Origin of the sequence: Pseudoalteromonas sp. LC2018020214 (assembly GCF_016598755.1) — a bacterium.
Lineage (GTDB): Bacteria > Pseudomonadota > Gammaproteobacteria > Enterobacterales > Alteromonadaceae > Pseudoalteromonas > Pseudoalteromonas distincta.
Genome location: NZ_CP066804.1, coordinates 1247319 through 1261675, shown reverse-complemented (window position 1 = coordinate 1261675; position 14357 = coordinate 1247319). Strand labels below are relative to the sequence as shown.

The 14357-nt window shown below is 37.4% G+C and carries 9 protein-coding genes; 1 reads left to right on the top strand and 8 read right to left on the bottom strand.

Annotation, left to right across the window (positions count from 1 at the left end):
* The first annotated feature begins 3 nt into the window (after positions 1-3).
* Entirely contained in the window at positions 4-339 is a 336-nt protein-coding gene (locus tag JG479_RS05500; protein WP_002958248.1) for a ribonuclease E inhibitor RraB, read from the top strand.
* Between the two features lie 44 nt (positions 340-383).
* Here the strand turns inward: JG479_RS05500 and JG479_RS05495 are convergent, their stop codons facing one another.
* The 8 genes from JG479_RS05495 to JG479_RS05460 all read right to left on the bottom strand — a co-directional run bounded on the left by JG479_RS05495 (position 384) and on the right by JG479_RS05460 (position 14336).
* Positions 384-2135, bottom strand: coding sequence for a DEAD/DEAH box helicase (locus JG479_RS05495; protein ID WP_200220106.1), 1752 nt, complete (start codon positions 2133-2135; stop codon positions 384-386).
* 124 nt (positions 2136-2259) lie between these two features.
* Complete coding sequence (locus JG479_RS05490) at positions 2260-2562, bottom strand: H-NS histone family protein (RefSeq protein WP_002958250.1); 303 nt, start codon at positions 2560-2562, stop codon at positions 2260-2262.
* Positions 2563-2746: 184 nt separating this feature from the next.
* Positions 2747-2977, bottom strand: a complete 231-nt coding sequence (locus tag JG479_RS05485; RefSeq protein WP_200220105.1) for a hypothetical protein — start codon at positions 2975-2977, stop codon at positions 2747-2749.
* 14 nt (positions 2978-2991) lie between these two features.
* Entirely contained in the window at positions 2992-4815 is a 1824-nt protein-coding gene (locus JG479_RS05480) for a putative 2OG-Fe(II) oxygenase (protein WP_200220104.1), read from the bottom strand.
* A gap of 60 nt (positions 4816-4875) precedes the next feature.
* Positions 4876-7713 (bottom strand): TonB-dependent receptor, encoded by a 2838-nt coding sequence (locus tag JG479_RS05475; protein WP_200220103.1) that lies wholly within the window; start codon positions 7711-7713, stop codon positions 4876-4878.
* A 455-nt stretch (positions 7714-8168) separates the two neighbouring features.
* A complete protein-coding gene (locus tag JG479_RS05470) occupies positions 8169-9038 on the bottom strand; it encodes a class I SAM-dependent methyltransferase (protein ID WP_200220102.1) in 870 nt (289 codons plus the stop codon).
* Positions 9039-9104: 66 nt separating this feature from the next.
* Positions 9105-11747, bottom strand: a complete 2643-nt coding sequence (locus JG479_RS05465; protein ID WP_200220101.1) for a TonB-dependent receptor domain-containing protein — start codon at positions 11745-11747, stop codon at positions 9105-9107.
* A 246-nt stretch (positions 11748-11993) separates the two neighbouring features.
* Positions 11994-14336, bottom strand: coding sequence for a DNA polymerase II (locus JG479_RS05460; protein ID WP_200220100.1), 2343 nt, complete (start codon positions 14334-14336; stop codon positions 11994-11996).
* Positions 14337-14357 lie beyond the last annotated feature (21 nt).

The following is a 14357-nucleotide window of genomic DNA, read 5'->3' as shown; positions in this document are numbered from 1 at the left end:
TTAATGCAATTCCCTGATGATGATAACGGCCAACTTTTAGCCGAAATAGCCGCTGCTGGCATTGATTTAAATAAAATGCACCAAGTCGATTTTTTTATTTTATTTGAACAAGAAGCCGATGCTGAAAAATTTGCTAAAGAAATAGTCTCTGATGCATTAGTTCAAAAGGCTGAGCTTGAAAAATGTAAAGACACTGGCGTTTGGGAAGTAATCACTCAAGTACAAATGGTGCCAGAGCACACCCTTTTAGGCCAAGCTGAGCAATACATTGAAAGCATTGCTAATAGCTTTAATGGATATGGTGACGGCTGGGGATTAATGGACGGTGACGAAGCTTAATTGCCTTTTAATTGTATTAGTCCAATGTACTCTATCAGTTAAGCTTAACGGCTTAACTGATTTGCCTTCCTAAAATTGCCTTTATAGTCAAATAGCTTATCAGCCACTTTCCAGCCATACTTTTTGCTTTTTCGTGCAATAACAAAATCTGGTGGTACTAATTCAAATTGTGCGCTTACTACTTGCGCTGCAGTTTTAAAATTAATAGGTGTTTGTCCAAGTCCTACTCGTAGACCAAATTGCTTATTAAATATAAATTGCCCGCCTTTATTTGCGAGGTTATACACCTCATCGCAACTTGCGCCATCTTCATCAAAATACGTTACTTTAATAAGTTCATCTTTAATTTGAGTTACCGATAACCCACTACATCGAAGCACAAGTGCGTCTTTTAAGTTTAATGCATTGCGTAACTTATCATCAGGGTCGGCCATTACCGCGCCGCAATCATGGCATTTACGTGCAGCAATATCATTTTGGGCGCCGCACTGCTCACATTCTTTAAACCTAAAACGATAATCGCACTGCTCTTTATGCCCATCATCATCTTCTAACAGGCCTTGGCAACGCCTGCCAAAGTGCTCTATTACTTTGCCAATGGAGTCTGTTTTACCCCAAAATATATTCGCAAACCCACAGCCTGGGCAAAGTACCTGCACAGGTTCATTATCACTATCGCCTTTTTTATCACCTACCTCTGGGTGAAATAAATTAAAACCATTGCCAGCATAATCTATTACTAAGCAATCCGTTTTCGATTCAGATAACCTTAAACCTCGCCCCACAATTTGTTGATATAAACTAACCGATTCTGTAGGTCTTAAAATAGCTATAAAGTCGACATGTGGCGAATCAAAGCCGGTTGTTAGTACCGATATATTAACTAGATACTTTAATTGCTTAGCTTTAAATTGCTTAATGATTTTATCGCGCTCAGTGTTTGGCGTATCACCTGTGATTAGTGCACTTTGATGAGCTGGCAAGTAGCTTAATATTTCCTGGGCATGCATTACCGTGGCGGCAAAAACCATAACACCTTCGCGCTCTTCACTGTATTGAATTACTTGCTGTAATATAGCCTGCGTTGCGCGCTCACTGTTTTTTAAAAGCGCATTCATGTCATCAGTCGCATATTGCCCAAATGCATTGCTATCTAAGGACGAAAAATCATAATGGCTAATTGCTGCATCAACTTCGTTAGGCGGCGTTAAATAATTATGTTTGATCATATACCTGAGCGGCAATTCAAAAATACAACTTTTAAACGGACTTTCTTGAGTACCCTTAACAAAACCATGATAATGGTGGTGGTATATCCACCCCATTCCTAACCGATAAGGTGTTGCTGTTAAACCCAATACTTTTAACTGAGGGTTATACTCTTTTAAACTGTTTATTACTTTACCGTACTGACTTTTTTTATCCCCATTTACCCTGTGGCATTCATCAATAATAAGTAATGAATAATGCTCATTTAATTTATTTAAATTACGAGAAAGTGATTGCACACTGGCAAAGGTTACTTGATGGTTTAATGATTTTTCTTTTAAGCCTGCTGAAAATATACTCGCCTCTAAACCAAAACTTTTATATTTTTGCGAATTTTGCTCTACCAGCTCTTTTACATGAGCAAGCACTAATATTTTTTGCTTAGCTATACGCGCAAGTTCAGCAATAACCAAACTCTTACCTGCGCCGGTTGGTAGTACAATAACGGCAGGATCATTACTCTTTCTAAAGTGTAAAACGGTGCGTTCTACGGCTTCTTGTTGGTAAGGTCTTAGTTTATAGCTCATGGGAAAACAAATAGGTTCGAGTGAAGAGATTTTAGCAAATAATAGCTGGGAGTTTTAAACTTTAATTATATTTTATTGAGGGGTAAACAAAAAAGAGAAGCCGAAGCTTCTCTTATATTTAGCTTTAAGCTAAAAACTTTTCAAGCTCAACACCTTCAAACGCTTTAGGACGACGGCCACGGCCAGTCCATTCAATAGTCTCACCATTAAGTTCCATGCGGTACTTAGGCTTAACTTTAGTGCGCTTGTCTGATGCTCCATCTTGTAAATCTTCTAGCGTAAGTCCTTTTTCTTTTAAAAGATCCAAAACTTCCTGTTTCGCTTTTTGCTGCTGGGTATATTTTGAAATTGCATCATTGATAAGCTGTTGAGCTTTTTCAAGCTCTGTTAATGATGCTGTTTTAATAAAAGATCGGACTTCTTTCATCTATATCTCGCTAAATTGTGTGATAGGAATTATTTAAATATTCCTACTTAGTATAATGCTAAGTAGTTATTTTTTCCATGAGCAATTTTACTCCTGAGTAAAAGGTATAAAAGAAAATACTTTAGCATGGGAAGTCAGCATAAAATAAGTATAGTAATAGATATTAAATTTATAAATTTAAAGTTTATTTATCTATTTTTACACTGCCACGGGTCATCTCCCTCATAGCCTCTTGGCTCATTTTTTCTTGATAAGCAATTTGCTCAGGTGTTCTGCACACTCTTGTTGCAATGTTGCTACCTGTTGTTTTTTCGAGTTTACATATTTTGCCATCACTTTCACTGGCCTTAAGTGCTGAAGCACTAGTGCAACCTGAAGCTAAAATTACTAATAATACGATATAGAGATGTTTCATTGTTTGTCCTTAATTTAAGTATGTTGAGGGAGTATGTCATAAGCAATTGTTACTCGTTCCATTTGACTAGTTAGGCTATTAGTACCATGCCAAAAATAGGATGGAAATTGAATAAGTTTGCCTTCCTCGGGTTTTAATGTTTTCTCAGGTAAAAGCTTAGTGTGCATATTAAACCCAGGCTCACCTAGCTTTAACCACCCTTCTTGATTGGTTGATTCAGATATCAGCGTCGGTATAGATACATAAAATGGTGAACTCATCCAGCCTTGGCTATGATAATGATTTTTATGAAAACCTTTACCCTTCAAAATTACCGACCATGAATCAGTCACTTTAAAATCACCAACATTTCTTTTTAAAAAAGGATGTTGGTTATCTTTTGGAAGCCTTGATAAAAAGCATGATGTTAACTCGTATAGCTCCTGCTTAAGTAATTTGAGTATCGGCAGTTGGTAGTCAAATAACTTTTCTGCCGTTTGAGAGCCATTCACTAAAGATTGCTCTAAAGGATGGTTTTGGTAATAATGATACTGCCTTAGTGTATCTGTAAGCTCACTTAAAAAATCGCCTATAGAAACAAAGCCAATAGGTGTTGATATTTTTTCCTGCATAACAAATAAGTCATAATTGCAGTGATATGAGTAAAGTTCGCTTTTTAGTAATCTCAGTGCTGTACTTCTAACACACAAGAACTCTTGGTTATATTCATCTTGTTTTAATAACTTATTTATAATATCCAATGCTTGAGCTGGTTTATCTATCGCTATATAGCTTTTGGCTAATTCTATATATGCGTGATTATTCTTAAACCTATTACTTGCAGCTAAATGGGTCTCTAAAGATTCATCAAAGAAGCTGTTTTCACGTTCGTAATCACCCACTATAGAAAACGCCTTTTGAGGGCAATTGCTTTGAGAGAGTATTTGTTTTGCTATTTTGTATGCTTCAGCTTGCTTACCTGATGTATAAAGCTTTTGTGCAAGCTCAGCTTCAAGTGCAGTATTTTTTCCTACTATTTTTAAAGCATGGCTATATGAGGATAGAAAACCAGAGTCTGCCGTTTCCCATAACATTTGGTTTAGCCAATGATGACTGTCTAAATCTAGCGGGTTGATGGTTGTTAGTTCTGTATATATTGCTTTGGCTTTTTTAAACTTACCGGCTAAGTGATAGCAACTGGCCATATTTTTTTTAGCTTCAACTAAACCTGGGCTTAATATTAAACTGTGCTCAAAAGTTATAATTGCTTTATCCCAAAAGCATAAAGCTTTTAAAGCTAACCCTTTACTATTGAGAATACTAGCATCAGCACCAAAATTGCGAATATAATCATCTGTAAGCCTATCGACCTCTGTAAACTTATCAAGCTTTAAGTATGTTTTTATTTTTGCACTGAGAATAACTGCATTTTGAGGTGATAGTGCAAATGCTTTATCAATGTATTCTTTTGCTTTAGTAAATTCATTATTTTTAAAGTACAAAACAGAGATATTATAAAGTGTTTCTATATCGCCACTATATATAGCCAATACATTTAAATATTGTTTTATTGACTTATCAGGTTCACCCAATAAGTTATATAACTTTGCTTTATTTACATTTAAATGAAAGTGACGTGGATTGAGTTTAATGCCTTTTTCAATCTCAGATAAACACAGTATATAATCTTTTTTCTTTTGATACGCTATAGATTTTAAGTGATGAAGGTGCGCTATAATACTTGATTCATTACTTTTAATCGAATTAGCAATTTTTAATGCCTTAAGGAAATTATTATTATTAATTTCCTTAAGGATTAAGTTACTTACATCTTGAAATGACATGCCTTCGCTTTGCATATGTTCTCTTAAATAATAAAAAGGCCGATAATATACCGGCCTTAGCATTAAAGCTTATGCTTAAAATGAAATAGTTGTACCTACAAAGAAGTTACGACCGATGTACTTATACAACGTAGTATCTGTATTGGCATCATCATAATCGCTGTAATATGGAGGTTCTTCATCTGTTAGGTTATCTATACCACCGCGTAAAGATACATGCTCGTTTAGTTGGTAAGTACCACTTAGTGTATGCGATACAAACGAGTCTGCTTCTGGTGAATAGTAATCCGCAGGGTCTCCATCAAATAATGCAACTGATTCCGTAACAAGCGAATCTACATACATCACTTTGTATGAAACAGTCCAATCATCACCGGCTGCACGTAAGCTTACATTATGTTTCCACTCAGGAATTGAGCCAGAACCACTTGATGCCACACCTACGTAATCTTGAATAGGCTCGCCAGCAAACTCTTGTACTTCCCATTTAGATATGTAAGAAGCTTCCCAATCAGCTCTCCACGCTAAGCCTGCAGCGTCAAAGCTATATTGAGCGTTGAAATCTACACCCGATAGATTCCAAGTAGAAAGGTTTTGATCAAGTGATGGAGTACCGTCAAAGTTACCCGTTGCATCACGTACAACACCTTCACAAAGTGCAAAAGAACCACCTTGTCCACCTTCTTCACCCGCGCTATAACACTTATCTAGCTTAGTCGTAATACCAACAGAGCTTATTACGTTATCTACTTCAATATCGTAGTAATCAACAGTAAAGCTTAGGCCTTCAATAGGCTCAACAACAAGGCCAACTGTAAATGTATCAGCAGTTTCAGGACCTAAGTCTGGGTTACCGCCAACAACCGCACGAAGTTGACCACTGTTTTGAGCAAACGTACCATTAGAAGGGATTAGGCCTGATGCTGCATCAGAAGCACAGGCTGTTTGGTATCTTGAATCAAAGCCAGCACCACCAAAACCAGTACAAGGGTCAGTGTAATTGGTGAAGCTATCTGATTGACCACCGTAAAGCTCACTTACACTTGGTGCACGAAATGCTGTTGATAATACAGAGCGAAGCATAACTTCGTCTGTCATACGCCAAGTTAGACCCAACTTGTAAGTAGTATCTGAGCCAAACGTATCGTAGTCAAAGTAGCGAAGCGCAGCTTCTAAATCTAAAGACTGAACCATTGGTAAGTCATCCAATAGCGGAACAACTAGCTCTACATATGCTTCATCAACTTTGTAGCCACCAGAAGTTGGCTGTACTGCATTACCTGAACCGATACCTGATGAAGAGAATGCATCTGGTTGATTAAATGCTGATTCTTCACGGTGCTCTAGACCAAATGCAAAGCCAACAACACCAGAAGGCATTTCAAATAAATCACCCGAAATTGAAGCGCCTAAGTGGTGCATTTCTGTACCTGAAGTACCCTGATCAGTGTAACGCAAGTAATCAGCATCTGACTGTGAAAGAGCACCTTCACCGAAGTAGTTAATACATGGAGCTGATGCATCGTTGCCTGTAACCGTATAGTCACTAGACGAACCTGTTACCGAGACACCTTCACAGTTTTCATTTACTGACGCTATCATTTTATCTACGTTGATGTAGTTTTTAGAACGGTCAATAGCGCTATTTCGACCATATGTATAGAACACATTCCAAGCGTATTGATCAGCGATAAAGCCTTCTAAACCAGTTGTAAATTGTGCAGTATTTACTTCTTGCTCAAATACACGGCCACCCATTTCTGACATACGGCGCAGTGGTAACATGTCAACATTGTCGCCAGGAGTTGCAAAATCATACAAACCTGAGAATGGGTAAACATCTGGATTTTGACTTAATACCCAACTACGACCATCAACACTGTATGTGTAGTTTATAGGTGCTGGCGCCATTTGTTGCGTTGAGGTACGGTTTGTATAGTACGCTTCTGCAAAAAAGTTTAAGTTATCTGCTAATTCATAATTACCTAACACGCTCACATTATAACGAGTTGCAGGCGTAGATAAGTATGAAGCTGAAGAGTAGTTATAGGTATCGTTGCCTTCGCCACTACCCACATATGTGTGATAACCAGTATCAGTTGATGAACCGTTACCGCCAGGCTCAAACTGAACTCTTCTGCCATCATCTAAGATCGCATTCATACCTAAAGAGTTACCAGAACCGGCACAAAAACGCTCACCGCCACTTTCAGCGTATGGACATGCTGAATAATCACGGTCGCTAGCACGCACTGTACCACGATCGTAAAAACCAACGTTTACAACAACATTCCCTTTATCACTACTCACACCAAAGGTGCTACTTAAACTAGCTTCGTCACCGTCACCTTCACCTGTTTCTGCGTAGCTGGCATCTAACTCAAAGCCTTCAAAATCATCACGCATGATAATATTAACTACACCAGCAAGAGCATCAGAGCCATAGACAGCTGATGCACCGTCTTTTAAAACTTCTATACGTTTTACAGCGCTAAAAGGAATGGCATTAAGATCCACGGTAGAAGATGCACCAGTACCAGAGGCAATCATACGACGTCCATTAACAAGTACCAGTGTACGTGAAGAACCCATACCTCTTAAGTTAACAGTTGCATTACCATTACCGCCATTATTTACAGCAGCAGTTAAACCGCCCGACTGGGCGGTAAGGTTTTGTAACGCATCGGAAATATTTGAAATACCCTGAACTTTCATATCTTCGGTAGTAATAATGCTCACTGGTGAAGCGCTTTCAAGATCTGCACGTTTAATTCGTGAACCGGTAACCTCTATACGCTCTACCTTATCAACGCCCTCTTCAGCAGCAATTGAACTTGCTGAAAATACAGCAGTAGATGCCGTACCAAAAGCAATCGCTAAGCGCACCGCTTTTGAAATTCGGTTATTTAACATTGGATTCTCCCTGAAATAATTTTATTTATATATTTATTATTTTAGCCATTAAATAAATAGCTTAAGAAGTGAAAGTATCGCTTCTTTTGTTAATGTTAGTATCAACATATAAACATAGTCAACACATTAAAAACCAATAATTCACATCAATTTAAATATAATTAATATTAGTTTATTTCGATAAAAGGGACAGAAGATAAAATATGAATATACCAACAATCGGAACAATGCATTTTTAAGAATAAAACCTAAAATACTGCTACTTATTAACATTTTTAAAGGTGCTAACAAGGTAATTTAAAATTTATAAATAACAAAGTGACCAAGAACAATGTTTAACAAGTCGACAAAAAGCAGGGGGAGCGGGAGCTGCAGCTCGCATGGCCTTTGGAGCACCATCAAAGCTGCTAGATTATTGATGCACAGAACAGAACAAACTTGAGTGATGGGGCTAGCTATTTGCGTCCTTTGTAAAGCGTTCCGATATATTCATTATTAGAGTCAACTAAAGCCTCTTTAAATGTTTTATCGCCTAACAATAACAACTGGCTAATATCCTTAGAGTTTAACGCCGCTTGCTTTAAGTCACTTAACCTAAAGATCAGCCCTTCGAGTTCTTGGGTAAATAATTGATAGGCGCGGTCTAAATCAATTTTCCTATTATTCAAAATAAACCGATAAAAGTCAGGATACCGTGTTCCATTAACCGCATGAGGGTGTACTTGTCTTTCAATCTGGATAAGGTTATTTATTGTTTTTATCAAGTTGTCGACCTGAACATTATCATCTTTTTTCAGCCCATCAATTAGCTGTTTTAAAGGAGTTAACAAGTCACTACGTACACGCACAGCGGACTCCAATATAAGCATATTTGGTTTAACTATATCTGAGTCTATTTCATGGCAAACAATCTGATATAACCCGCCAGGTTTTAATACCCTAAATAATTCAGGAATGCTTATCAAAAGCTCACTATATTCAATTGCAAATTGAGCCACTATCGCATCAAATTCATTATTTTCAAAAGGTAAGGACTCCGCACTGACATTTGATAAAAGACTAGATTTGGGCACGCCTGTAACGCTCTTTGCCACTGTTGCTTTATCAATACCAATAAAGCTCAGCTGATCTTTACTACTATCGTGTATAAGCTGTATCAGTGCACCATTGCCTGTGCCTATGTCTAGTATTTTACACTGTGAACTAAGCTCAGTAGCAAAACCTGTCCAGCTCTGCTTGAGCTTGCCTGTATAGTTTTTTTTAATATCCTGCCCAAATGAAGTTAAATACCCTTGAGACCAATACTCACTCCAATAATTTTCCATAAAAAATCCCCATAAAAAAAGGCTGAATAAATTCAGCCTTATATATCAACCTGTTTCTAATTAATATTAGAAGCTAATTGAGTAGTTTAGACGGTAATCACGTCCAAAGTTGTTGTAAAGGTCTTGGTTATCCCATGTACCAGCTGAAGAAAGTACAGGGTCTTCATCTGTTACGTTACTGACTGTAAGAGTTACAGCGCCGTATGGACCAGCGTTATAGCTATAAGTTAAGTTATGGATTAACCAGCTATCTAACGAACCTTCTGATTCGTATTTAGCGCCTTCAACAATATCTCCATTAGTATCTACTGGAGCTGTTTCAAACTCTGATGTACTAGCTGTATATGTTGAATTCCACGATACTGTATGATCTTCAAATGACCAAGAAATTGTTGCAACTGACTTAAGGTCAGGTTGGCCAGACCAACCAGAAGTGTCTTGTACAACACCACCAACCTCTGAATCGTAAGATAATGTTACGCTGTTAACGTTGCTAAAGCGGAAGTCACCAAATTCTGTTTCAAGGTTTGCATTAATTGTAAAGTCAAAACCTTCAATCTCAAAACCTGCACCATTGAAGTAAGAAGTACCAGCTTCAATTAGAGTGCCAGAAGCTGAGCGCTTAAGGTAGAAAGTTTCATTATCAGTATCAGCATCAACACCTACCGCAGTGATTAAGCCAGCTGCCTCATCAGATAATAGTCCTTGAAGAGATTTAGATTGAATTACATTGTCAATTGAAAGCTGGAAGTAATCTAACTTAAAGCTTAAGTTATCGTTTACATCCCAAGCGACACCTAAATTGACGTAATCAGACTCTTCCGCTTCAAGCTCTGAATTCTGCGTATAATATGTGTTGTACTGACGTGATGTAGTAGAACCATTATTGAAATCGATTGCAGATTCAGCAGAGAAAGTACGTGCAGCATTAAGTAAATCAAGACCCGGAGCACGGAATGACTCAGAGTAAGAAGCACGGATAACTACGTTATCAGCTACCTGCCAACGAGCAGACACTGCCGGAGCAACATTGTCGCCAAAGTCAGAGTAATCATCGTAGCGAGCTTTTAAGTTAACTTCTATTGTATCAGAAATTGGTAGTACTGATTCGAAGAAGATAGCCGTAACATCGCGATCTCCCATTGAAGAGTTACCAGCAGAGCCACCAATTAAGCCAGCTTCAGATTGACCGTCGTAAATGTCTTCGTAAGTTTGCTCAAAGTATTCAACACCTACATAGTGTGCAACTGCACCACCAGGTAATTCGAATAAATCAAAGCCTAAACCAGCGAAGTATTGGTCAAAAGTAGAGCCTGAATTTTGTGATGTAGTTGACTTCATGTTGGCTATGCCTTCATCAGAGCCTAAGTCAATATCATTAGCTTCGTTGTACGCTAAACCACTATAAGAAAGGTAGTATTCACCGATTGATTTGTTATCAGCTTTATTGTGGTGGTAATAAACTTCCCAAGAAGCATTATTCCAATCTAAATCACCACGTAAACCAGCAGTTAAATCTTGGTTGTAATCGTCTACATTACCATCACGTGTACCAATACCAACCCAGCGGAATAAACCGTATGCACCGTCTTCACCATATGGGTTATGAGGGTTATCAGCTGACATATTTTCCCATGCAGCTGCAGGAGGAGCGTAACGACCAAATGATGAGTTTTGTACAAACATAGTTTGAGCAAAAAATTCAATATCATCTGTTAATTCATAGTTAGCACTAACATATAAAGTGTTACGGTCGATTGATGCTGTATTGTAAGATACATTTGCAAACGCATACATACAGTAATCAGAACCTGGGCCCCAATCTTCGTTAGCATCAACACGACGGAATGTATCTTCACCGTACTCAGAGATTAAATCATCACATAGTAGTGAAGCTGACGCTGTAGCAAAATCTGGTGAAAGTACAGTTGCTCCAAAGTATGACCAACCTACAGTATCAGCAGTATATGCTTCAATATCGCCATCGCCATCTAAATCGCCTAATTGCGCTTTAGTGTAATCACGGTCAGCATCTGAAATACCTTTACGAGACTGGTGATCGAAAGAGAATGTAATATTACCTTTGTCATTTGAAACACCACCAGTTACAGAAAATTCTGTAGAAGTAGTACCTTCATCTTGATCTCGGTGGCCTGCGCCGATATTAAACGTTAAACCTTCAAAATTATCTTTTAAGATAACGTTAACAACACCCGCCATTGCATCAGAACCATAAATAGAAGATGCACCTTCAGTCATAATATCGATACGTTCAACAGCAGCCATTGGTATAGCATTAAGGTTAGCAGAAGCACCACCTAATGTTGGTGACCCTGGGAAACGACGGCCATTAAGAAGTACTAGAGTACGACGAGAACCAGCACCACGTAGGTTAATAGTTGCTTGAGATTGAGCAGAACTACCAGATCGTTCTGAAAACGAACCGAATGAATTTAATGAGCTTGAGCGAAGCGCATCAGCAACGGTGTAATCACCTTCTAATTTGATATCAGCAGAAGTAATAGATACTACAGGAGAAGCACCTTCAAGGTCTGTACGTTTGATACGTGAACCAGTTACTTGAATACGCTCAACCTTTTCTACAACTTCTTCTTCTGCAGCAAACGTATTTGCCGAAAATGCAGCAGTAGATACTGCACCAAATGCAATCGCTAAGCGAACTGCCTTTGAAACTTGATTATTTAACATTTGATTCTCCCTGGTGTTACAACTTTATAGAAGCAACTATTATTTAATTATTTTTTATTATCACATGCCATTAACAGTGACTAAAACAAATAGTAAACAAAAAAAGCTAAAAAGCCAACCTTTGTTAATCAAATATTAACCACTAAAAGGTTTTTTAATGATATTTTTAGTGAAATCGGGGCTGTCGTACGATTTATAAGCATAAAAGTGGATTATTTAATCAAAAACATCCAATTAAGAAACTAATTAGAATAATAAAAACTGATTCTTCTTCAAATCATTTACATTTTGATTAATTATCGGCTCTACCATATCCAAAAGCGGTACAATCTGTTTTTCTACATAAATTGCATAGTCATAGCTATGAAGGTCTTGATACAGCTCAACTCCAGCGGTTGTGTAAACAAATGTAACAAATTCACCTCTATTGACCGTAAATTCGCTATTTTTTTTCTGGTGTTTTTTAACTGCTTGAACATGAGGGGGGATATTTTTCTTATAATCGATTAAGTTTTGACCTAGTCTCTTCTTAAAAACGAGTAAATGATCAAAATCACCTTGGTATAACTTTGTTGTATAGTCTTTAACAAGGTCATTTATGCTCAAGTTTCCATCAAAAAGACTAGTAAATAGTTCGAACTGGAACTGTTGAGCAAGTTTAGTCCAATCACTTCTTACTGTTTCTAATCCTTTAAATACTAATTTTGACTCGTTTGGTTTAATTAATTTACCGACATAGCGCTTTTTAGAGCCAACTAGCTTCCCCCTTATGGTTGGCAAAAAGAAAGGGCTATAAAGAGATTCAAATTCTATTTCTAAATGACTTGTTAAGTTGTGCGTTTGTTTAATCTCGTTAACCCAATCTGTAGTTATCTTTTTAGCTAAAAACACGCCAATCTCATTACACTCGTCGTGAGTTAAATCATCGTCCAGCTTAATAAATGTAGAATCGGTATCACCATAAATAACGCTATAGCCAAGCTCTTCTATCCATTTTTTAGTTTGTAGCATTATTTCGTGCCCTCTTAATGTAATAGAGCTGGATAACCTGGGATCGTAAAACCTGCATCCTTTTGAGCCTAAAACACCATATAAGCTATTCATTATTATTTTAATTGCTTGAGAAAGCATTTGATCTTGATTGTCTTTGGCAAGCTGTCTTTGTGAGGCTAAGCTTTTAATTAATAAAGGTAAGTGATGTTTATCGCGCGAGAATAGGGCTTCATTAAAACCCTGCACACTCTGGTTCGGATTTTTTAAACCTTCTATCAGTCCGAGTGGATCAATATAGAAAGTTTGCATAATACTGGGATACAAGCTTTTAAAGTCTAAAACAATGACATTTTTATAAAGCCCAGGAATGGACTCCATTACATAACCGCCAGGACTTTCGAATGTAAGCCCATGATCGCCCATATTAGGAGCAACATAACCGCTGCGATGCAGCATTGGTAAATACATATTGATAAAAGCAGCGACAGAGCCGCCCTTTTTTTCAAGCTCTAATCCTGTGAGCTTTGTTCTTATAATAGAAAAATCGAGTAGCTTTAATTTATCAAAAATTTTATTTACCAAAATACAGTCTTGTCGATTATATTTTGCTAAAGAAAGCTTATCTTCATTAAATTGCCTAATAATTTCCTGCAGACTATTAGCCGTGTCGATTAATTTGGACTCACCCAACACTTGATTTGAAACATTAGCTAAAGAAAAACTCTCAAAGCTATATGTAGCATTTTTTAAAGTGTCTATTCCATCAACCACACATCGCCCAGGGATCGATACTCGAGTAAAGTGTCCTTTGCGAACATATAAAGGTTGATCTCCCCTACCCAGTAATAACTTAATGCCTAGTGCTTCAGCTCTTTCATGAATAACCGAAAAATCGAACTCAATTATATTCCACCCAATTATGACATCAGGATCGCTAAGCTTAATAAAATGCTCTACCCCCCTTAACAGCTCAGCCTCATCTACACACCAAATAATATCAAACTCTAGGTTTTCAGTTTCCCTATCTGGCTCGCCAATCATTAAAACACAATCTAAATTGCAGCCCACAAGTCCAACAGAAAACAAAACGCCACTTTCGTTACATTCAATGTCTAACGAGAGCTTATTAAGAGCTGGGGAATACTCATCATTTGCTTTTAATTTTGCCTCTGTTACTAATGTATAACCATTTTGATAAAAAACATTACCCGTTATCCAAGCTCCTCCTTTTATAAAGCGCTCCATTAAATAACGCTCTATTGGTCGAATATCTTCTTCAAATAATACAACTCCACGTTGCTTTAAAGCTTTAGCAGCAGAATAAAAATGTTTTAGTGAGTTGAAATAACAAGCCGACATTTCTTCTTGCTGAAAGTTTTTTAGTCCAAGACTTTTAACATTAAAGGTAAGTGATTCAGCGGCTAATATTTCATTCACTATTTCAGCATCTTTGCTTTTAATAAAAAACAGCGCATTCTCGTTAACTGATGTTGTTTTTATAGGCCCTTTATCACTGCAAAACCATGCTTCGTAACATATGCCGCTTGCAGTATCATACGCATGAGAAGAAACAATAAAACCGTCTGTTAAGTACACTATTACTAAACCTTATACATA